Source organism: Ramlibacter monticola (genome assembly GCF_016722785.1).
In the GTDB taxonomy this organism is placed as follows: Bacteria; Pseudomonadota; Gammaproteobacteria; order Burkholderiales; family Burkholderiaceae_C; genus Ramlibacter; species Ramlibacter monticola.
In genome coordinates, this window is sequence record NZ_JAEQNE010000001.1 from 682,133 (window position 1) to 703,585 (window position 21,453).

Consider the following 21,453-nt stretch of genomic DNA (forward strand, 5'->3'; position numbering starts at 1 on the left):
AGGGTTCGGATTCTTGGTCACCCCTCAGCCGAAAAAAAGCGATATTTCGGACTCGTTCAACGCGAATAAAAGCGATACATTTGGGGCTTTCCCCTAGGAACGCCCTCCGCCGTGATGACCTTCAAGCAGCTTGAGGCGATCTTCTGGGTGGCGCGGCTGGGCGGCTTTGCCCAGGCCGCGACCAAGCTGCACGCCACCCAGTCGGCCATCTCGAAGCGGGTTCAGGAGCTGGAGTCCCTGTTCGACACCCCGCTGTTCGACCGGACGCTGCGCACCGCGCGCCTGACCGACAAGGGCGAGGAGATGCTCGCCGTCGCGCAGCGCCTGCTCGGGGAGCGGGACGCCGCCGTCGAACAGTTCCTGCGCCCCGAAGTGATCGAGCGCCGGCTTCGCCTGGGTGTGACGGAACTGACCGCGATGACGTGGCTGCCCCGCCTGGTGCAGCGCATCGAGGCCTTCTACCCGAGGGTCGTGATCGAGCCTGACGTGGACACCAGCGTCACGTTGCGCGACAAGCTGTTGGCGGACGAACTAGACATCGCCATCGTCCCGGACGCGTTCGACGATCCGCGTTGCGAGGCCCGTCGGGTCGGCGAACTTGAGATGGCCTGGATGTGCAAGCCGGGCATGGTGGACGCATCGAGGCCGCTGCGGATGCACGAGCTCGCCAGGTACCGCCTCCTCACCCAGAGCAGCAAGTCCGGCGTCGGCATCATGGTCGACCGCTGGCTGGGGGCGCAGGGCACGAAGCTGCCGGTCGCTCTGGTCAGCAACAACATGCTCGCCCTGATCTCGATGACCGTCTCCGGCCTGGGCGTGACCTACCTCCCCTGGCGGTGCCTGCAGCCCATGCTGGACAGCGGCATGCTGGCGACGATCAAGGTCACGCCGGCGCTCCCCGTGACGCGCTACGTCGCCCTCTATCGCAGCGACCAGCGAAGCACGCTGATCGCGTCCGTCACCATGCTCGCCCAGGAAAGCTGCGACTTCACTCGGATGTTCCAAACCGACGTACTTCCCCCGGTCATGTCAGGTGCCGCCTCCGGAGCGTCGAAGCGCGGTCGTGGCGTGTCCCGACGCAGAGCCTGAGCCTACCGATCGGCACAGCTTCGCGACGCACTTGCTTCAATAAGGGACGGACATCCGCATCGTGCAGGAGCTTCTGGGCCACAGGGACGTGAGCACCACGATGATCTACACGCAGGTGCTGAAGGTGTCCACGGGTGCGGCGAAGAGTCCGCTGGACGCGATCTCTGTTGGGTGACGGCTGCAGTTGGCCGGTTTCTGCCGTCGATCCCGCGGCCTTGCAGAGGCCTAATGACATGGACAGCGCTTCGCACACAGCGGGAGCTCACCGGCTGAGAGTCCGAGACGACCCTGGCCAGAATCGTTTGCACGTGGGCTCGTCGCAGGGGTACGCTGCCGATAAAGAGCCCCCTCTGGGCAAGGAAGCCGCACGTTCACTGCCCCGGGCGGCGCCCCAGGGCCCGGTTACGGTGGTGCCGCCTGGCACGGCGACGTACTTGTGTCCACACCATTGCCAGTTCGCCGAGACCCGCAACGACAGCCATCGCTTCCTGCACGGCACCGCAGTGGTGAAGGGGAGGATCCGCGTCCGCGAGGCGCGAAAGGGGCAGCAACGACCGACTGTGGATGCCACCGCCTAAGAGAGGCCGGCGCGGGGAAAGCCGCTGCGGGCTCAGCCCTCCGAGGCTTCTCTCGCGCCCTTACCATGACATAACAAGGAGCTCAGACGCGAAGAGAACGACGTAGACTTATCCACAGCCGACCGCTCGCGGAAGGGCTACTGGCTCTGGCTCAAGATTGAGTCGGCACGGTGGTTCAAGACTCATTCGGCGCCAAGACGGAGGAGGCATGATCTCCAATTCGACCCTCGGTGTGCGAGCTGCCGGCGGCTTGCGCGCAGACCTGGTCGCCGGCCTCACTGCGGCCACCGTCGTACTTCCGAAGGCGATGGCGTACGCCACGGTCGCAGGGCTGCCGGTCGCCGTCGGCCTGTACACCGCCTTTGTGCCGATGCTGGTCTACGCGCTGCTCGGCACCTCGCGCGTGCTGAGCGTCAGCTCGACCACCACGCTCGCCATTCTGACCGGCGCTCAGCTCGCGCTGGTCGTGCCCGACGGCGACCCGGGGCGGCTCGTCGCCGCCGCGGCGACACTGACGGTGCTCACCGGAGCAATGCTGCTGCTCGCTTCGGTGCTGCGGCTCGGGTTCGCCGCGGATTTCATCTCGACGCCCGTGCTGACCGGCTTCAAGGCCGGCATCGGCCTTGTGATCGTGCTCGACCAGGTGCCGAAGCTGCTCGGCATCCACATCACCAAGGCCGGCTTCTTCCGCGACGCGGCGAGCATCGTGCAGCACCTGCCCGAGACCTCGCTCCTCACGCTCGCGGTGGCGGTCACGACGCTCGTCGTGCTGCTGGTGCTGGAGCGCCTCAAGCCGCACTCGGCGGCGCCGCTGCTCGCGGTTGGAGGAGGCATCGCGGCATCGTGGGCCTTCGGACTCGCCGCGCGCGGCGTCTCGACAGTGGGAGCGATTCCCCAGGGGCTGCCGTCGATCACGCTGCCCGACCTCGCGCTGGTCGAACAGTTGCTGCCCGGGGCGCTCGGCATTGCGCTGATGAGCTTCACCGAAGCGATCGCCGCCGGCCGGGCGTTCGCCGCGGCGTCCGACCCTGCGATCCGCTCCGACCGCGAGCTGATCGCCACCGGGGCGGCGAATGTCGCGGGCGGCCTGCTCGGCGCGATGCCCGCGGGCGGCGGCACGTCGCAGACCCTGGTCGTTCGTTCGGTCGGCGGACGCAGCCAGAAGGCGTCGCTCGTCACCGCCGCGGTCGCGCTCGCGACGATGCTGTTTCTCGCCCCGCTGCTGGGGCTGCTGCCGAACGCGGTGCTTGCCGCGGTGGTGATCGTCTATTCGGTCGGCCTGATCCAGCCGGCGGAGTTTCGCGCCATCCGCAGCGTGCGGCGGATGGAGTTCCGCTGGGCGCTGATCGCGTTCGCCGGCGTGCTGGTCTTCGGCACGCTGCCGGGCATCGTGGTCGCGATCATCGTCTCGCTGATCGGGCTGAGCAGCCAGGTGGCGTATCCGAACGTCTACGTCATCGGCCGCAAGCGCGGCGCCGACGTGCTGCGACCGATTGATCCGACGCAGAAGGACCATCCGGACGACGAGACCTTCGAGGGCCTGCTGATCCTGCGCCCCGAGGGTCGCCTCTTCTTCGCCAACGCGCAGCAGGTCGGCGCACGCATCCAGGCGCTCGTCGCCCAATACCGTCCGCAGGTGCTGACGCTGGACATGAGTCGCGTCTTCGACATCGAGTATTCGGCGCTGCGGATGCTGATCGACGGCGAGAAACGCGCCACCGAGCAGGGCGCGACGGTCTGGCTGGCAGGCCTCAGCCCGAATGTGATGGAAAGTCTCCGTACCGCGGGGCTCGTTGAGCGCCTCGGCCGCGAGCGCCTGCTGCCGAACGCCCGTGCCGCAATCCAGCAGTTCAGCAAGCGCCAATCGGCCGTGGCCGTGGCGCGCTGAAGACCCGGCCAAATCGGGCTCGTTGATCGCGCTCAGACGGAGGAGGATTGCCTCTGGAGTCGCCCAACACAGGCTCGATCCTAAGCCCTACCGCTGCGAGGCGAGGGAGCCAACTTCCTGGCGAAGATTCACGGGCGCGGCAAGCTGGCCAGTCGCAGCTCACTTCGAGGTACACCCGCGTGGCGGGGATGGACCCAAGGTCCAACAGCCGGCGGCACGGTTCGAAGAATAATTCCGCGGACGCGGTGACGCTGTCGCACCAGTCATGCTGTCCCAGCCGGGGATGTCACGATGGTCCGAGTTCTCCTGCTGTTCATCGTGTTGGCGGCATCACTCTTGGTGCCTGCTGCCCGTGCACAGAGCCCGGCGCCCGCTGCCTCGCAGCCCGCTGCGAGCGCCGTCGATCCGGCGTCCGTTCAGGCCCTGAAGGGTGAGGCCGGCGCGGGGAAAGCCGCTGCGGGCTCCGCCCTCCGCGGCTTCACCCGCCCCCTTACCATGACATCACAAGGAGCTCAGAAGCGAAGAGAACGACGTAGGCTTATCCACAGCCGACCTCTCGCGGAAGGCTACCGGCCCTGGTTCAATATTGAGTCGGCACGTTGCCTTGAAACTTATTCGGCGCCAATACCCGGATGCGCTCAATCGATCGAAATGGCTGCTTGCCTCTCTGGAATCAGAGGCCAAGTGCAAACGGCTGGTTGTGGCCGAGAGCGGTCCTCTACGAATCAACGCCGCTTCGGCCTTTGGTCGAACTTCTTCCAGTACGCGAACTCCTCTTCGTGCACCTCGAGATCGACTTCGTCGACGCGCAGCCGCAATCGCTCCTGCACGTCGCGCACCGCCTGGTTGTAGATAGCGGGCCCAATCTCCTCGAGGAAGAAGCCGAGCAGCCCGCCGGCCGCCACGTTGCCGATCCTCTCCTCCATGCTCTCGAGGAAGTACCGCTCGATGGAAGCGACAGCCTGCTGACGGGCTTCCTTGGGTAGTTCGATCATTGGCGCATTTTGCGGCACATCTGCTTCCGACCCGAAGCGGCCGCGCAGTGCGCCCGGTTTGAACTCGCCAATTGAGATCCTTCGGTTCGATTCCGACGCCCCCCTGGCGGCTGGAGCGGGCGCGGCGCATATGGTTCAATGCTGCCAGCCAGGACTTCGGAGGCCGCCGTGGCGCGGGAGCGATGCTTTGGTGTTTCGGGCTGGATGGCTGGGAAGACGCAAGCGGGGCTGCGCCCGACGGTTGCCCTGTTTGCGCTTGCATTGGCTGGCCAATCTCTCGCTCAGTCGGCCCCGGTGACCCGCTACGTCGGCATGGCAGAAGCATCTGCGGCCGCCATGCTGGACGAGAAGCACTTCGTCGTCGCGGAGGATGAATGCAACACGCTGCTCGTCTACGCGCTGGGCCAACCCAAGCCTGTCGGCAAGCCGATCGATCTCGCCAAGTTCCTGGGCACTGGGGACAAAGCGTCAGACATCGAAGGCGGGGCGCGCGTCGGCGATGTGATCTATTGGATCTCTTCCCACAGCCTCCCCAAGTCTGGCAAGCCCAGGGAATGGCGCCAGCGCTTCTTCGCAACGAAGGTCGACGCGAAGGCGCACCCGCCGACCGTTCGGCCGCACGGAAGCGCGTATGCAGGCCTTCTCGAAGACATGATCGCCGCCCCCGAACTGCGGGATCTGAATCTGGCCGAAGCCGCAAAGCTCTTGCCGGAGCAGGAGGGAGGGCTGAACATCGAAGGCCTTGCAGCCGGGAAAAGCGATGAGCTTCTGATTGGATTTCGCGGACCATTGAGGGCAGGCAGGGCGCCGGTGGTGCCATTCAGGAATCCAGCGGCAGTCGTCGACGGCGGTCGGGCGAAGTTCGACACGCCCATCCTCCTGGATCTTGGCGGTCGTGGCATTCGCAGCATCGACCGGATCGAAAGCCACTACCTGATCGTGGCCAGTCCGGTGGGTGACGGCGGCACCTTTGCCATCTATCGATGGACCGGGAAGGCAGCGGACGCACCAGTGCTTGCGTCCGAGCTGCCGTCCAAGGGCATCGCTCCGGAGGCACTCCTTGCCACGCCGACTTCCAGGAAGGTGACATTGCTGAGTGACGATGGCTCAACGCAACCCGATGCGGTTTGCGGCACGGGAACAAAAGCGCAACAGCAGGTCCGGGCGCTGCGCGTCGACCTTCCGTAGGCGACGTGCCCAGCTTTCACCAGTACGATCGGTTTGTCGGGGCCTCCGCAACGGCCCCCTTGAGGCGGCTGGACGCAGGCCGATCGCCAACAGGACCAAATCTTGGCCTGTCGCTGCCGCAGCTAAACTGTCACTGCGCCTTGACTGCCAGCACCGGGCACGGGACCGACAGCAGCAGTTCCTGAGCGACGCTGCCAAGGATGAGTTTGCCGACAGCAGAGCGCTTTCTGAGGCCGATGATGAGCAGGGATACATCCTGAGTCGCCACCAAGTCCTGGATCTCCTCGACCGCGCTCTTGCCGCGAACGAACTGCTTCAACTCCGCGTCGAGGCTGGCTTCGTGCAGCAGCTTTTCTACCCGCTCGCTTTCCTGCGCGTCGATCATCGCGGGATCTTCCTTCGTTCCGCCGGGGCTGGCGTTGACCACCAGCAGGCGTTCCTTTCGGCGTTTGGCGATCTCCATTCCCTTGTCCAAGGCCGCTTGGCCCTCTGGACGGGCGACATAGGCAACGAGAATGGTCATGGTTCGGTCTCCTTTTCGCGCTAGCCGCGGATCGTGACAACGGATGTCGCGAGCGCCGCCGAGGCGGAGAGTGACTGCTGCTGCGTTCAATACTACCCCTTTGCGATCCGCGGTCGACGGTCGGGTTGTCGCGACTGCGTCGGGATGACGCGCTGTTAAGTCGTCCTACTCTTGAGGGCTGCTTCTGGGACCGGTAGCCGCCTTGCGTCCATAAACAATGACCACCATCAAGTCATGTTCACACCAGGCCGCAACGGAGCTGCCAGCGAAGTCCGACGGCTTCGCCGCCGTGTCGCGGCCCGACGCGCGTGTCCTGGTCCTCGGAACTCTGCCCGGCCAGGCCTCTCTGGCCCGTGGCGAGTATTACGCCCATCCCCGCAATCAGTTCTGGCCCATCGTCTGTGAGGTATTCGGTGCGCCAATCGACCTGCCCTATCAAGCCCGCCTGCAACTCTTGCTCGACCAAGGGATCGCGCTTTGGGATGTGTGCGCAACCGCGCACAGGCCTGGAAGCCTGGACACCAGCATCGAAGGAGCAAGCGTCATCACGAATGACTTCGGCGCGTTCTTTGCCTCCCATTCCGGGATCGTCCGAGTGTGCCTGAACGGGCAACACGCCTCAAAGTTGTATCAGCGGCTTGTTCTGAAAACACTTTCCGAGCACCTTAAAGGCGCATGGGTCGCACTTCCCTCAACGAGTCCGGCGAACGCGGGCGTCCCGTATGAGGCGAAACGGCGCGCGTGGCGAGGCGCTCTCCTTTGAGTTGCGCATTCGCCCCCCACCATTGGGGGCGAGTACGTGCATTGGATGAAAGGCGTGCGACCCTATGGGCAGCAGCATCCAAAACCCGGAGCCTCAAGCCTCGAAACGAACGCGCACCTCCGTCTTGAGCCACCCGTGCCCGCCGACCGATGAAGGCGACGACTTCGTAACTGGCCGTTGCGAGAGCAATCGTGCATTCTTGCCGCCCCCCGCCTTGGGGGGATCCCTCCGCGGGCACGAGGCATACGATGCCGCTGGTAGGCCGGGACACTTCGAGTACCGGCTTGTAGCGAGCACGATCCAGCGTTGCAGCACGCACCCACCAAGGAATCCCCATGAAGGAAGACGGCACGGCCGCCATGCAGGAGACGTTCACTACGTTCCAGTCCACATCCCTCGGGTCGATGATTTCTGCGGACGGATATCCCCTCCTTCCGCAGTGCCACGGAGTATCTGGATTGATGTCTCCGCGGCCGCTCATCACGAGGATTTGGCGATGAAGGATCTGGCGCAATGGAATGAAGGCGACTGGATTGCCGCCTTCGCCGCGGTCGGGCTGTTTGCAGTGCTGGCGATCGGCGGGCTGATCTCCGTTCGCAAGCGAGAGGAGGTCGCCGGCCACCCCCGCGGCCTTTTCGTCCTGTTCTACGCCGAGATGTGGGAGCGCTTCTCCTTCTACGGCATGCGCGCGCTGCTGGTGCTCTACCTGACCAAGCATTGGCTGTTCGACGACGGCAAGGCCAGCCTGGTCTACGGTGCCTACGGCGCTCTGGTGTACATCACGCCAGTGCTCGGTGGCGTGATCGCAGACCGCTGGCTCGGACAGCGCAAGGCGGTGCTGTTCGGAGGCGTCCTGCTGGCGCTCGGTCACCTGCTGATGGCGGTGGAAGGCACCGGCGGCCAGGGTGATCCGGCGATCAACGTGTTCTGGGCAGCGCTTGCTTTCATCATCGTCGGCTCGGGCTTCCTCAAGGCGAACATCTCGGTGATCGTCGGGCAGCTCTACCAGCTCACCGACGTGCGCCGTGATGCCGCCTACACGATTTTCTACATGGGCGTGAACGTCGGTGCGGCGCTCGGCACGATCCTGGTCGGCTACCTCGGCGAGACGATCGGCTGGGCCTACGGCTTCGGCCTCGCCGGCATCGGCATGATCTGCGGCCTGATCATCTTCATCGTCGGCAGGCCGGCCCTGCGCGGCCGCGGCGAAGCTCCCGCGCCGCTCGCCGCCGCGCGCGAATGGATGCTTTATGCCGTGGGCCTGGGCGCCGTGGCGCTCGCATGGGCCCTCATCCAGTACCAGAGCTTGATCCAGACGCTGCTGATGATCTCGGGCGTGGCAATGCTCCTCTACACGCTCTTCGAGGCGTTCAAGCTGCCCAAGGTGGCGCGCGAGCGGATCTTCGCGATCCTTTTCCTGATCGCCCTGCAGCCGTTGTTCTGGGGCCTGTTCGAGCAGGCAGGCGGGAGTCTCAACCTCTATACCGACAAGTATGTCGATCGGGCCGGGGTGCCGACCAGCCTGTTCCAGTCGATCAACCCGATCTACATCGTCCTGCTCGCGCCACTGTTCGCCTGGCTGTGGCAGACGCTCGGCCGCAAGGGGCTGGAGCCTTCCGCGCCCGCCAAGTTCGGCCTCGCCCTGCTGCAGGTCGGCCTGTCGTTTCTGGTTTTCGTGTGGGGCGCCGACAGCGTGGGCCGCGCCGCGTTGACCCCAGTGATCTTCGTGTTCCTGATCTACCTGCTCCAGACCACCGGCGAGCTGTGCCTGTCTCCGGTCGGTCTCTCGGCGATGAACCGGCTTGCTCCGCTGCACCTTGCCAGCTTCATCATGGGCGCATGGTTCTACATGGCGGCGGTCGGAAACTTCGTCGCGGGCAAGATCGGCGAGGCGACCGGCGGTGCGAGCGGCGAGATGAGCAAGGACCTCACGCTGGCAATCTACTCGCGGATCGGCTGGGTCACCATCGGCGTCGGAGTGGCCGTGCTGCTGGTCTCGCCGGTGGTGCGGCGGTGGATGCATCTCGAAACCTTGACCGACCGAGCCTCGCCCGCTGACGCCGCTGCCGTCTGCAAGGGCCGCGAGGAGCAACTAGAGACCGCTGCCATCCCTTCGCGCAGCTAGGGATGTCTGATTTGCGTCCACCGCCTGGCAAGCACACGGTAACGGCACCTGCGTCGGAGGACTATGCAAGGGCCAGGGCTGGCGCTCCCATGGCTTCCGCAACCAAGGTCATGCATAAAGTTCGCGGAGTCGACTTTGCACCAGGGCAGATCACAACGCGGCGAGCCGGCCTGGAATCTCTGTTGGCTGCTGCCTAGACGCTCTCGCGCGCAGCCGACAGGAACTCGTCCACCAACTCCGGGTCGTCCAGCGCACGTCCCAGCACGATCGCGCCGACCATGGTGCTGAAGGCCGCCAGGGCGTCGCGCGGCGTTCCTCGTCGGCAAAATCCGGGGCGAGCGGCATCGTGGGTCCGCACCGCGGTGCTGTTTCACCTCTCTGCAGCATTCGGTCGACGTTTTGACCATGTCTCCTGATGGCCGAACTCTGCCCTTCCGTGTCCTGTGCTTTAGGGGCAAGCCAAGCGCGACGGCAGTGATCGACCCCATACAGACGCGGCAAGGCGGAGGTGATCACCGGTATTCGTCATCCTTGGCAATGTAGACGAAGTCGCTCTTGTCGAATCTCCCCTCGGCCTTGGAAGCCGATGTCATTGGCTTGGGCACGTACGTGGCGATGCCAACGTCGGCGTAATCCTTGATCTCTGGGGCGCTTTAGTAGCCGCGGTCAGCGTACGCACGCAGCTTCTTCTTGCCCATGACCTCACGCGCGGTGGACGCCATTTTCGCCAGCTGTGCCCGGTCGCTGCCGATGTTGGTGACCTCGTGGTTCAACGATCAGATGATGCTTCGCACCCACGGCCGCCTGCACGTTGTAGCCCACAGTGCAGGTGCCCTTGGCTTGCGACATCATCGAGCGGGCATCAGGATCCGTCAGCGAGAGTTGATCGTCCGGCTCAGCGCCCGCTGCGCCTTGGTGCCATCGAGCCGACGCATCTGATCGCGCAGTGTCGCGATCTTCTCCCGCGGCCGCCGGGTGGGACTTTCACCCACTGGAAAGCGCCGCCTTTGCACGGCGCACACCCAGAGCGGACCTGAAGCCCGCGTCGCGGGCAAGGCCGTTCCGGCGCGACCGCTGGCAACTTCTGCTCCCGGGTCAGCGCGAGAGGCCGTAGCGCTGCAGCTTCGCGTAGAGCGTGCTCTTGGCGATCCCCAGCTGGCGGGCAGCGAGCGTCAGGTTGCCGCCGCTGGCTGAGATCGCGTTGCGAATCAGCGCCTCCTCGCCTTCGGCGATGCTGCGCACCCCGCCGGGGACAGGTGGGTTGTCGTCGCCGGCCTCGGCGCTCTCGATGAACTCGCGCGGCAGCGCGCTTCGCGTGAGCAGCGGGCCGTCGGAGAGCAGCACCGCGCCCTCGATCACGTTGCGCAGTTCGCGCACATTGCCGGGCCAAGGGTACGCCTGCAGCAGCCCGAGCGCCTGCGCATCGATGTCCCCCGCGGGCGAGCCTTGCTCGCGGCGGAAGCGTTCCAGGAAGTGGCGCGCGAGCAGCTCGATGTCGCCCTTGCGGTCGCGCAGCGGCGGGATGCGCAGGCTCGTCACTGCGATGCGGTAGAACAGGTCCATGCGGAAACGGCCGGCGGCGATCTCCTTGCGCAGGTCGCGGTGCGTGGCCGTGATGAGGCGGAACTGCACGCGCCGGGGCGTGTTCTCTCCCAGCCGGTAGATCTCGCCCTGTTCCAGCACGCGCAGCAGGTTCGGCTGCATGTCGAGCGGCATTTCGCCGATTTCGTCAAGGAACAGCGTGCCGCCATGGGACGCCTCGATCTTGCCGGCCAGCCCGCCCTTGCGCGCCCCGGTGAAGGCGCCCTCGGCGTATCCGAACAACTCGCTGGCCAGCAGCTCGCGCGAGAGGCCGCCGCAGTTCAGGGCCACGTAGGGCCCGCCGCTGTCGCCGTGGATGCCGCGGGCGAATTCCTCCTTGCCGACGCCGGTTTCCCCGAGCAGCAGCACCGGCGTGCGGCCGCGTGCGAGCTGGCGGGCCTTGCCGATCGCGTCCAGCAACTGCGGATCGCTGCTGACGAGGCGGGAGAAGGCGTTGGCCGTCGGCGCACGCTGCGCCGAGGCGGCAGCGGCCCTGGGCGCGGAAGGCAGGCTGGGCGCCCGCGTCGGCGCGGCGGAGGGAGGCACCACCAGCAGCGTGCCCAGGTGCTCGCCCTGGACGATCAGCGGCTCCAGCCACTCCGGGCGCACCCAGTCCGGCAAAGTGCCGCGACCGGGCTGGCGCCCCAGGCGCCCCGCCGCTAGCTCCGGCACCCGGCCGCCACCGGCCAGGTCGATGCGACCACCCGCGGCTTCCACCGCCAGCAGCGCGTGCTCGTTGGCCTTGATCGGGTTGCCGCGGCGGTCGAACAGCACCACGCCGTCGTGTCCCGCGAAGCGGCCCATCGCATGTTCGAGCAGCCGGTACCGCCGCTCCATCTCGTTGGCGGCGAGCCGGCTTTCGATGCGGCTGGCGGCGGTGACCACTAGGGCCAGGGTCTGGCGGCTGTAGGTCTGCGACAGACCAGAGACGTCGAGCACGCCGACCAGTTCCCCATCGAGCGGGTGGCGCAGCACCGTGGCGGAACAGGTCCAGCGCTTGATGCCCTGGACGAAATGCTCGGCGCTGTGGATCTGCACCGGCTGGCCGACCGCGAGCGCGGTGCCGATCGCATTGGTGCCGCAGGTCGCTTCGGACCAGCTCGCGCCGGGCACCAGCTGGATGGTCTCGGCCGAATGCAGCGCCGGCACGTCGCCTTCGGTCGTGAGGATGGTGCTGCGGGCGTCCGCCAGAGCCATCAACGTGCCGGTCTCCGCCAGGAAATCACGCGCGCAGGCCATCACCGGCGCGCTTGCCTCGAGCAGTTCGCGTTGCCGCTCGCGCAGCAGGTAGAGATCGGCGTCGGGCAGCGGATTCGGCCCGCTGCGCGCGTGCGGGTCGACCTGCGCCTGCAGCGAACGCTGCCAGGAGGCATCGACGAGCGAGCGCAAGGCTTCCCCGGAACGCACCTCGCCCTTGAGGAAGGATTCCCAGGCAGCCACGACCGCGGATTCATGGCGGGGGTCCGAGAACGACACCTGGCTGTCTGCGGCCATGCTGGTCTCCTCCGGCCGTGTATCCCGGCCTAGTGTGTCTGCATGATATAGCGCGCGGACGAAAGAGGCCGGGCGGCGCGCGCCGCCCGGCCCTCACGGCGCCGCGGGATTTAGTTGGCCCGTTCCGGCAGCGGCAGCTTCACCCAGTCCTTGTAGAAGGCGTCGATATCCGGCTCGAAGTCGTGGATCACCGGGTACCAGGGCGTCGGCGCTTCCACGTCGTGCATGGTGCCGCACTGCGGACAATAGTACTCGCGGTACACCTGCCACTTCGTGTCCGGCGCCATCAGCTTCGGGTAGACCTCGCTCATGGCGGCCTCGTCCTCGCGCACATAGATGTTGGCGTGCAGCTTCCAGTTCTGGTTCCAGTCGCAGAACACGTGGCCGCAGTCGCACTGGGTCACCCAGCGGCTGGTCTTGGCCTGCTGCACGATGTGCAGGTGCGGCCCGAGCGGCAGCACGATGCGGTCGGTCCATCCGAGCTTGTCCTGCAGGGCGGCGAGGTACTGCTTGAAGCGCTCGGCGTCCTTGGGCATGGAGAGCATGCGCAGCGTGGTGTCCCAATCGAGCTTGCCGTCGACGAGGTTGCGGACTTGTTCGCGGGTGTAGGTGGACATGGTGGTTTCTCCTCGGTGTTCACTGTTCGCACAGCACGACGGTCTTCACATCGGGCATGGTGGACAGGTCCATGCGGTACTTGGAGCCGTAGCTGTGCACGCCCAGTTCCTCCTCCTTCAGGGTCCAGGACTCCGGCAGGCTCCAGAAGTCCCGGAACTGCCGCTCGAACTTCGCCGACAGGGCGAAGCTGGTGGCGAACATGTGCTGCACCTGCAGCGACGCTTTCTTGGTCAGGATGCGCTCGCGCTCCTCCTTCATCCACTCCCGAGTGGGAATGGAGCGCGCCAGGCGCTGGCGGCGGATCTCCAGCCGCTGAAGCGCGGTCTGCTTGGCATCGACCGACCAGACGCCGTTCGCATCCTTGGTCGCCACGGCGCCGTACACCTTGCGCGCGAATTCCGGCAGCAGCACCGCGTTGTTCAGGTCCGTGGCGATGGCGTCCACTTCGCGATCCAGCGGATCGCCGAAGCCCGGGCCGCCGCGCAGGTAGTTCAGGTACAGGTCGTAGTTCGCGTAGCAGTCCTCCGTCGTCATGCACTGCTGGTCGCGCTTGACGACCGAGCCGGCGTTGATGTGGTTCTCGTAATCCGGCAGTTCCGGATTCGTGTCGCCGCCCAGCGGCAGGCTGTCGTGCAGCGCGATGCGTTCCTTCAGGCCCGTCTTGTGGGCCTCGAACCGGTAGCCAGTGGCCGGCGGGTAGCCGCCCATGAGCCCCCAGTCGCTGTTCATGTAGCCGTTGCCCATGAAGAACATCGTCCAGTCCTGCGCCTTCCACACCATGCGCAGCGTCTCGAAGCCGCAGCCGCCGCGGTACTTGCCGTAGCCGCCGGAGTTGGCCTTGACGTTGCGACCGAGGTACAGGAGCGGCTCGGCCATCTCCCAGATCTCGATGTCGCCCATGTCGCCTTCGGGGTTCCAGATTGCGGCGGCGTGGTTCAGCCCGTCCTTGACCGCGCAGGCGCCGGTGCCGCAGGAAGACGCCTCGAAGCTGTTGACCGCGTGGATCTCGCCGTCCTGGTTGATGCCGCCGCCCTGCAGCCAGTTGGAGGTGTTGGCGTTGCCGGCGTTGACCTCCTCCAGGTAGCCGCGGCTGAAGTACGCTTGCGAGAGGCCGCGCCACATGGCGCTCCAGCCCGAGACCAGGAAGTGCCAGGCGTAGGCATGGCCGGTGCGGCGGTCGTCGGGGTTCATCCAGGTTCCCTTGGGCAGGTGGAACTCGGTGCCGAAGTAGGCGCCGTCGTTGATGCGCTGCGTGGGCACCAGGGTCTGCGTCATCATCACCCAGATGCCGCTGGTGAAGGCGACCTGATGCGCGTTGTACGAGTGCCAGCCCCAGCGGCTCGCGCCCTCGAAATCGAGCCGCCAGGAGCCGTCGCTGCGGATCTCCATCTCCACCGGCGAGTGCATGATGGTGTCGAGCTTGGCGAAGGCGTTCGACGTCTGCACGTCCTCGTGCTTGTAGGGCACATCGACGAAGGCGACCTTGCGGTACTTGCCGGGCAGCGTCATGGCCTTGATGCGCGTTTGCAGCCCGCGGCGGCCTTCCTCGATCACCTCGTAGCCGAACTTCTCGAACGCCTCCAGTCCCTCGTCGGCGATCGTCTCGGCCACCAGGTCGCGGATCATGTGGCAGCCGGCGATGCGGGTGCGCTCGTCCAGGATCCAGTACTTGGGTGTGCGCACCGAGCGCTGCGATTCGTGCAGCCAGTCGCGCAGCGGCGTGTCGTTCACGCCGGTCTTGCGACAGGTGATCATGTAGCCATCGCCGAAGCGCTGCGTCTGGCCGGTCGACATCGAGCCGGGCGTCACCGCGCCGGTGTCGATCACGTGCGTCACACCGCCGACCCAGCCCACCAGCTTGCCGTGTGAGAAGATCGGCACGATGGTGGCGATGTCGCAGGGATGCACGTTGCCAATCGCGCAGTCGTTATTGGTGAACATGTCACCGGGGTTGATGCCGGGGTTGGCCTCCCAGTTGTTCTCGATCATGTATTTGATCGCCGCGCCCATCGTGCCCACGTGGATGATGATCCCGGTGGAGGTGAGCACGCAGTCGCCTGCGGCGTTGTACAGCGTGAAGCACAGTTCGCCCTCCTGCTCCACAATCGGCGAGGCGGCGATCTTCTTGGCCGTCTCGCGGGCGTGCACCAGGCCGCCGCGCAGCTTGGAGAACATCTTCTCGTAGCGGATCGGGTCGGACTCGCGGAACTCCAGGCGTTCCAGGCCGTTGTAGTGCCCGGTGGCGGCGGTGCGCGCGAGAATCCCGTCGCGGAATTCCTTCAGCGTCTGTCCGTTCTTCAGCAGGTCGGCGAAGCCGACTTCCCTGGCGGTCATCATGTTCATGGCGGCGTCTCCTTAACGGACTTCCTTGAGGTGGAACAGGCGGTGCTTGTCGAGGCTGGTGGCGAAGCCTTTGGGCACGACGAAGGTCGTGGCGTCGGATTCGACGATGGCAGGGCCGGTGATGGTGTTGCCTGGCTTGAGCGCTTCCATCTTCCAGATCACGGCCTCGTGCCATTGCTTCTGGCGGTACAGCAGGCGGGTGCCGAGGTGCGCTTCCTTCGGCGGCACCGGGCCGCCCTCCGGGTCCTCGGGCAGGACCGGCTTCTGCGTGGCGACCATGCCGCGCATGATGGCGCCCGTCACCGAGAAGCCCAGTTCGGGGGAGCGGGCCGAACTGGCGTACACACGGCCGTATGTGTCCTCGAAGGCTTCGACGATACGATCCCAGTCCTCGGCGCCGGCGGCGCTGGCGATCGGCGAGCTGATCTCCAGGTCGTTGAGCTGCCCCATGTACTGCATGCGGAAGCCCGGACGCAGGATCACGTCCTTGGCATCGAAGCCGTTGATGCGGAATTCCTCGATCACCTTGGCGGCCAGTTCCGACCAGGCGGCCTGGATCGTCGTGGCAGCGCGCACCTTCTCCTCGGCGGACGCGGTCTGCGGCAGCGCAAGGTCCACGCTCTTGTCGTAGCGGTACTCGAAATCGGCGCAGGCGCAGCCGAAGGCGGAAAAGCCCGCGGCCCAGGCCGGCACCACGACGTCCTTGAAGCCCAGGCCCTCGGTGTAGCCGTAGGTGTGCACGGGGCCGGCGCCGCCGTAGGAGAAGCAGACGAACTCGGTCGGGTTGTACCCCTTGGCGCTGACGTTGGAGCGCAGGTATTCGCGCAACTGCAGGTCCAGCAGCTCGATCACGCCGGCGGCGGCGTCTTCCACCGACAGGCCCAGCGGATCGGCGATCTGCTCCTTGATGTGCCGGCGCGCGCGCTGCACGTCGAGCTTGATCGCGCCGCCCAGGAAGTTCTCGGGGTTCAGGTAACCGAGGACCACGTGGCAGTCGGACACCGACACCGTGTCGAGGCCACTCTCCGGCCAACAGGTGCCCACGCGGTAGCCCGCGCTGTCCGGGCCGAGCTTGATAGCGCCGCTGTAGGGATCGAGCCGCACGAAGCTGCCCGCACCCGCACCCACGGAGTCCATCGTGACCAGTGGCAGCGACAGCACCAGGCGCGCCATGTCGGGGTCGGAGGCGATCGCGAAGTTGCCCTTGGTGATCAGCGCCATGTCGAAGGACGTGCCGCCGATGTCGGAGCAGGCGATGTTCTCGTAGCCCAGTGCCTCGCCCAGCAGTTTGGAGCCGATCACGCCGCCGATGGGGCCGGAGACGATCGTGCGGGCCAGCTCCTTGGCCTTCCAGCTGATGGTGCCGCCGTGGGTGGCCATCACGCGCAGGTCGAACTTGGCGCCGTGCTTGCGGAAGCGGTCGCTGACCTTCTTGAGCGTCTGGCGCGAGGGCTCGGCCGCATAGGCTTCCAGCACCGTGGTGTTCATGCGGTGGCTTTCCTTGCGCTGCGGGTAGTAGTCCACCGACGCGAACACCGGGATGTCCTTGCCCAGCATCTGTAGCTCCTCGCGGCAGACGTCGCGGGCGCGCTGCTCGCTGGTGCCGTTCTTGTGCGATTGCAGGAAGCAGATCACGATGGCCTTGGAGCCGTGCGCGACCAGCTCGCGGGTAGCCTGCCGCACTTCGTCCTCGCGCAACGGGATCACGATCTCACCCTGGACGTCGGTGCGCTCCGTCACGCCCCGAGTGCGCGCCAGCGGCACCAGCGGCTCGTCGTAGCGGTGGGTGTTGAGGTGGATCCGTTCCTCCAGCGCGTAACCCAGGTAGCTCTGGATTGCGCGGCCCATCGAGTGGACGTGCTCGAAGCCCTTGTTCACCATCAGTCCGACGTCGAGGCCCTTGCGCTGCACGACGCGATTGAGCATCGCGGTGCCCGAGTAGACGCAGGTGAGCAGTTCGGGATAGACATCGTCGACTTCGCGCTTCCAGTGCGCGAGCGCGTCTTTCGAAGAGTTCAGGATCGCGAGGGATTCGTCGGCGGGATTGCTCTGGGCCTTGCCGACGACGAAGCGTCCGTCGTCGCGGACGAAGAAGGTGTCGGTCATCGTGCCGCCGGCATCGATGCCCATCACCTGGACCTGGGACTGCAGTTGCATTGCGTGTGTCTCCTGCGTGGACATGAGGGTGGACGACGGCGGCGCCGCGTCCCGCGTGGGCGGCCCTGCCGCCTGTCCCTTGTGATGCAGCGCATGTGCCACGCGCCGATGCCAGCCCGCGGGCAGCGCCAAGTCCTTGATTCCGCTGGGCGGCCTCGGGTTTACGCGGAGCCCCCGCCGCGGCCGTCGGGGGATGCAGCGGCGTTCGATTTCCGGTCGAACGGTCGGAATCCGGACGGTCTGTGCGTCGCGCCGTTGGCGCTCGCGCGGGAGTTCGGGGTGGCACGCCAGATGCAAGGAGGCGACCGCAGACCCTCAGGAGACATTCATGCGAGCAGACGCGATGCAGCACGGCCCGGGCTACCGGTTGCACTTCCCTCCCTTGCGGGAATTTGACGAGGATTGCGAGTTCCCTTGCGACGCGGATGGCCGCGTCGACCTGGACGCGCTGAGCCGCCGCTGCTTCAACCAGTACCTGTTCGCCCGCGCATTGGTTGGACGGGTGTTCGGGGCACCCTCGGTGCAGGCGGGCTGAGGTGCCGGTATCGGCGCGCGCGTAGCGGCGGCCGCTCATGGCCGAGGCTGTGTGAAAACTCGCCGAGGCGGCGCCCCGGCAGAAAATCGACCTCCCAGATCGCTCTAGGATCGACGATCTCGATGCGGAGAAGGGGTTGAGGACCCCTGAATTTCCGTTCTGAGCGAGTTTTCACACAGCCTCGGCCGAAAGCAGCGCTTCCCGCAGGCGCTGGATAGTACCCTCCCGGGCCTATCTACGAGGACGTCCGCGACGCACCTCCGGGTGCTCCAACACGTACGCCAGCGCAGCGTCGACGTGAGCCTGCGTCACGAATGCGTGCTCCCGAACTTCCGTCAGAGTCATCGGGATCTGTGGAAACAAGATCGTGCTTCATGGGTTCTCCGCACCAGAGCGTAGGGGAGCATCCGGAACCTGATTGTGGCTGGACATGGCCGCAATCAGCCGACCCACGCTGATGCGAGTCACACCCGGCCACGGGCCACCAGCCATCTCTGGGAAAGTTGGCAAGTCCAGGCTGCCGGCGTCCTCTCCGGCGTAGGCTCGCGCTGCCATGAGAGCGTAGGGCTTCGCAGCAGCCGGTCGGGGATAGCCAGCCACTTCTCATGGGACATAGGTCCATTGCTCAACTTCGCCCAGGCGCCTCTCAGCGGCACGCGGCATTTATCTAGGTGGAGCACCTACTGTGAAGGGGGCGCTGCGCGCTCCCACGTTCAGGCTCATGCCCCAGCCTAACGCGCCTTGAGGCCGCCCGTTGGAGACCTCAGCTTTCTGCACCGCTAGATCGTGGCGACCGGGGTGACGGGTGAGCCCACAGCGCCTGGGAGGCGCAGCGGCGGCGCAGTCAGCATGAACGCCGAGCGCTTATGGCTGTCAAGCACGGACTTCAGCTCCTTCAAGTACCACAGCTCGCCCAACGGAATGCCTTGCTTGAAGAGGCACAGCTCGTGCAACGGCAGCCGTGGGCCGCACTCACAGGGGCCACCAGCCGGGATCTCCTCCACCCCGTAGTTGTCGGCGCACAAAGCGGCGATTCCGCTGTCGACGATCCACTGCAGCAGGCGCTGGTCACGGCCATCGAGAACCGCGCACTGCCGATGCAGGGACGGGTCCGGCGCTCCAGCCGCCTGAAGGACCAGGTCGGCAAAGCCGGTATACAGGCAGAGGATGTCGCCCGACTCCAGCTGCACGCCGCACGCGTCCAGCGCGCGCATGAAGTCGTCGTAGCCGATGCGCACCCGCTGCTGCCCGGCGATCGCTTTCAGGTCGACGAGTACACCGCGGGTCTGGATCGCCTTGGCGGCGAACACGTCGACCCCCAGCCGCCGCGCACCCGAAGGCCGGCCCTGTGGGTCGTCCGCGCCGATCAGGTCCTCGCCCGCTCGAAATCCGTTGTAGTAGACCGCCTGCGCAACGCCGCTGCCGTCGACGTCGAACAGGTGCCCCACGTGGGAGAAACCGTCCCACTGGGTCGAATACTGCGTGTGGATCAGGACGGCGTCGTCGCACAGGACGTCCGTCTGCCCGAGACTGGCGTCGCCGATCGGCAGGTTGAAGACCGACCGGCCCTCGCGCAGCGTCGGGCGCAACTGCGGTGGATGCCGGCGAGGGTTGAGGACATTGCCCCCGGGCAGATCGAGCGGCAGGCTCAGGCAGAAGCTCTGCCCGGTGCGCACCTCCCGCGTCGCGCGCAACACACACTCCGGGGTGATCAGGTTCAGGCGCCCTAGTTCGTCGTCGGCGCCGAAGTCGCCCCAGTTCGATTGCGGCGGCCGGTGCCGCCAGCGACTTGCGCCCGGCGCTCCGCTCATGGCTCGCCGGCCTCCGAAGCGGCGGCCGCCATGTTCCAGATGTCCTGACCGATAGGCCGCTTCCTCTCCTCGAACGCGTGCGCCACCAGACCGGCGACACGGCCGATGAGCGTGAGTGCCTTGCCGAACTCGGGGCTCAATCCCAGGTCCAGCAGCACCGCAGCCTTGCTGCCGGTGGCGTTCAGCGGCATGGGCCGTCCCACGTCGGCGGACAGAGCTTGCGACAGTTGCAGCGCGAACCGGAAGTGGCGGCCGAAGTAGCCCTCCTCCTGCGCGATGCGCAGTGCGCGGGCCGTCCGCGGGTCACCGTCGACGTGGATCGGATGGCCAAAGCCGGGGATCTTGCGGCGTTCGGCACGGCTGCGCGCCACGACCGCATCGGCCAATTGGCGAAGCTGCTCGTCAGTCGGATCGCTCACGCCCTGCAGCGCGTTCATCGCCTCCTGCATGAACCGGGCGCTGACTTCCACCGTTCCGAGAAAGCGGCTGCCCGCTCCCAGCAGACCTGCGGCCACCGCGCCCTGCAGCGATTCTGGAGCGCCATGCAACGTGAGCCGCGTGGCCAGAGCGCTGGGCGTCAACCCGTGGTCGATCGAGGTGACCAGTGAGTTGTTGATCAGCCGCCGCATCTTCTGGTCAGGAAACTCGCCCAGGATCGCGAGGCACAGGACATCAACGAAATCGTGCTTGTCGAGGAGATCCTCGACGAGGTCGAACCCGCGAATGCGGATGTGGTCGGGGTCGCCGCCTCCGATGTAGCTCTTGAGCATTTTCTTCAGCGCCCTTCCGCCCCGGCGCTCTTCACGATGTCGCGCCAGCGCGGGACTTCCGACTCCACGAAGGACTGGAAGGCGACGTCCGAAAGCCCCATCGGATAGCTGCCCAGCCTGGCCATCGCTGCCTTGGCTTCCGGCGCTTCGGTCGCCTTGCCGATCTCGCGCGCCAGCAGCGCCACGATCGCATCAGGTGTGCCGCGCGGAGCGAACACGCCGGACCAGCCTTCCACCGCCGCGCCGGGGTAGCCCTCCTCGCCCACGGTGGGCACGCCGGGCAGCACGGCCATGCGCGTCTTGCCGTTGATCGCCAGCGCCCGCAGCTTGCCGCTTTCGATGTGCTGCACGACGGTTTCCGCGTAGTTGAAGGACAGGTCCACATTGCCAGCCAGCAGATCCGTGATGGATGCCTGACTGTTGTAGGGGACGTGGGTGAGGCTGACCTTGGTGGCGTCCTGGAACTTGGCTCCTGCCAGGTGCGTTTGCGTTCCGACTCCGGAGGATGAGTAGGTGAGGCGCCCGGGCTCCTTGCGCGCGGCCTCCAGCAGTTCCCGCACGCTGCGCCAGGGGCGGTTCGCCGGCGTCACGATGACCGTGGACTGCCGGAACAGCGAGTGGACCGCGCGGAGGTCGGACGACGGATTGATACGGCTGGCCGGATAGAGCGCCGTGTTCGCCGCCTGCGTTCCGTGCGTGCCGTACAGCAGCACGTAGCCGTTGGCAGGCGCGCGGGCGACGAACTCGGTGCCGATGCTTCCGCCGGCGCCCGGCTTGTTTTCCACCACCACGGCCTGGCCCAGGACCTTCTCGAGGTGGCGGGCGATCATGCGCCCCTGGTTGTCCGCGATGTTGCCGGTGCCGAACGGAACTACCAGCGTGATGTGGCGCTGGGGATAGCTCTCGCCGCTCGCGGCGTGCGCCCAGGATCCGAGGGCTGCCCAACCGAGGGCTCCGGTGAATAGGGTTCTACGCTTCATGAGGATTGTCTCTCT

Annotated in this window: 15 protein-coding genes and 2 pseudogenes; 7 read left to right on the forward strand and 10 right to left on the reverse strand. The window is 66.3% G+C overall.

From position 1 onward, the window contains the following. Positions 1-114: 114 nt before the first annotated feature. The 3 genes and pseudogenes from JJ685_RS03125 to JJ685_RS03135 all read left to right on the forward strand — a co-directional run bounded on the left by JJ685_RS03125 (position 115) and on the right by JJ685_RS03135 (position 3,555). Complete coding sequence (locus JJ685_RS03125) at positions 115-1,089, forward strand: LysR family transcriptional regulator (RefSeq protein WP_201672701.1); 975 nt, start codon at positions 115-117, stop codon at positions 1,087-1,089. 10 nt (positions 1,090-1,099) lie between these two features. Then, positions 1,100-1,264 (forward strand): annotated as a pseudogene (locus JJ685_RS03130) (tyrosine-type recombinase/integrase); the annotation flags it as partial. A gap of 611 nt (positions 1,265-1,875) precedes the next feature. After that, the gene (locus tag JJ685_RS03135; protein WP_201672702.1) at positions 1,876-3,555 is read left to right on the forward strand and encodes a SulP family inorganic anion transporter; all 1,680 of its coding nucleotides are present in this window, start codon (positions 1,876-1,878) and stop codon (positions 3,553-3,555) included. 725 nt (positions 3,556-4,280) lie between these two features. On the opposite strand, the gene JJ685_RS03140 is transcribed toward JJ685_RS03135, so the two are convergent. After that, complete coding sequence (locus JJ685_RS03140) at positions 4,281-4,550, reverse strand: DUF2164 domain-containing protein (RefSeq protein ID WP_201672703.1); 270 nt, start codon at positions 4,548-4,550, stop codon at positions 4,281-4,283. 294 nt (positions 4,551-4,844) lie between these two features. Between JJ685_RS03140 and JJ685_RS30200 the strand changes: the two genes are divergently transcribed. Next, positions 4,845-5,738: a DUF3616 domain-containing protein gene (locus JJ685_RS30200; protein WP_201672704.1), complete on the forward strand. Its 894-nt coding sequence runs from the start codon at positions 4,845-4,847 to the stop codon at positions 5,736-5,738. A 130-nt stretch (positions 5,739-5,868) separates the two neighbouring features. On the opposite strand, the gene JJ685_RS03150 is transcribed toward JJ685_RS30200, so the two are convergent. Then, positions 5,869-6,261, reverse strand: a complete 393-nt coding sequence (locus JJ685_RS03150) for a universal stress protein (RefSeq protein WP_201672705.1) — start codon at positions 6,259-6,261, stop codon at positions 5,869-5,871. 217 nt (positions 6,262-6,478) lie between these two features. Here JJ685_RS03150 and JJ685_RS03155 point away from each other — a divergent pair, with 217 nt between their 5' ends. Together JJ685_RS03155 and JJ685_RS03160 are read left to right on the forward strand one after the other, a co-directional pair. Then, positions 6,479-7,024: a DNA-deoxyinosine glycosylase gene (locus JJ685_RS03155; RefSeq protein WP_201672706.1), complete on the forward strand. Its 546-nt coding sequence runs from the start codon at positions 6,479-6,481 to the stop codon at positions 7,022-7,024. 496 nt (positions 7,025-7,520) lie between these two features. Then, complete coding sequence (locus JJ685_RS03160; RefSeq protein ID WP_201672707.1) at positions 7,521-9,149, forward strand: peptide MFS transporter; 1,629 nt, start codon at positions 7,521-7,523, stop codon at positions 9,147-9,149. 515 nt (positions 9,150-9,664) lie between these two features. Here JJ685_RS03160 and JJ685_RS29605 read toward each other — a convergent pair. The 5 genes and pseudogenes from JJ685_RS29605 to JJ685_RS03180 all read right to left on the reverse strand — a co-directional run. Next, a pseudogene (locus tag JJ685_RS29605) lies at positions 9,665-10,126 on the reverse strand (IS5/IS1182 family transposase); the annotation flags it as partial. Between the two features lie 118 nt (positions 10,127-10,244). Continuing rightward, entirely contained in the window at positions 10,245-12,224 is a 1,980-nt protein-coding gene (locus JJ685_RS03165; protein WP_201672708.1) for a sigma-54-dependent Fis family transcriptional regulator, read from the reverse strand. A gap of 110 nt (positions 12,225-12,334) precedes the next feature. Next, positions 12,335-12,841 (reverse strand): acetone carboxylase subunit gamma, encoded by a 507-nt coding sequence (locus tag JJ685_RS03170; protein ID WP_201672709.1) that lies wholly within the window; start codon positions 12,839-12,841, stop codon positions 12,335-12,337. A 19-nt stretch (positions 12,842-12,860) separates the two neighbouring features. Further along, positions 12,861-15,185: a hydantoinase B/oxoprolinase family protein gene (locus tag JJ685_RS03175; protein ID WP_201672710.1), complete on the reverse strand. Its 2,325-nt coding sequence runs from the start codon at positions 15,183-15,185 to the stop codon at positions 12,861-12,863. Between the two features lie 12 nt (positions 15,186-15,197). Beyond that, entirely contained in the window at positions 15,198-17,342 is a 2,145-nt protein-coding gene (locus tag JJ685_RS03180) for a hydantoinase/oxoprolinase family protein (protein WP_201672711.1), read from the reverse strand. A gap of 328 nt (positions 17,343-17,670) precedes the next feature. On the opposite strand from JJ685_RS03180, the gene JJ685_RS03185 reads away from it, so the two are divergent. Then, positions 17,671-17,877, forward strand: coding sequence for a hypothetical protein (locus JJ685_RS03185; protein ID WP_201672712.1), 207 nt, complete (start codon positions 17,671-17,673; stop codon positions 17,875-17,877). Positions 17,878-18,656: 779 nt separating this feature from the next. Here the strand turns inward: JJ685_RS03185 and JJ685_RS03190 are convergent. From JJ685_RS03190 to JJ685_RS03200, 3 genes are read right to left on the reverse strand one after another with little or no spacing between them, the layout of a single operon-like run. Next, positions 18,657-19,688 carry a cyclase family protein gene (locus JJ685_RS03190; protein WP_201672713.1) on the reverse strand — a complete coding sequence of 344 codons (1,032 nt, stop codon included), beginning with the start codon at positions 19,686-19,688 and terminating at the stop codon, positions 18,657-18,659. Then, entirely contained in the window at positions 19,685-20,458 is a 774-nt protein-coding gene (locus JJ685_RS03195) for a citryl-CoA lyase (RefSeq protein WP_201672714.1), read from the reverse strand. The genes JJ685_RS03190 and JJ685_RS03195 overlap by 4 nt, the downstream gene beginning before the upstream one ends. Positions 20,459-20,463: 5 nt before the next feature. After that, positions 20,464-21,438: a Bug family tripartite tricarboxylate transporter substrate binding protein gene (locus JJ685_RS03200; protein WP_201672715.1), complete on the reverse strand. Its 975-nt coding sequence runs from the start codon at positions 21,436-21,438 to the stop codon at positions 20,464-20,466. Between the last annotated feature and the right edge of the window lie 15 nt (positions 21,439-21,453).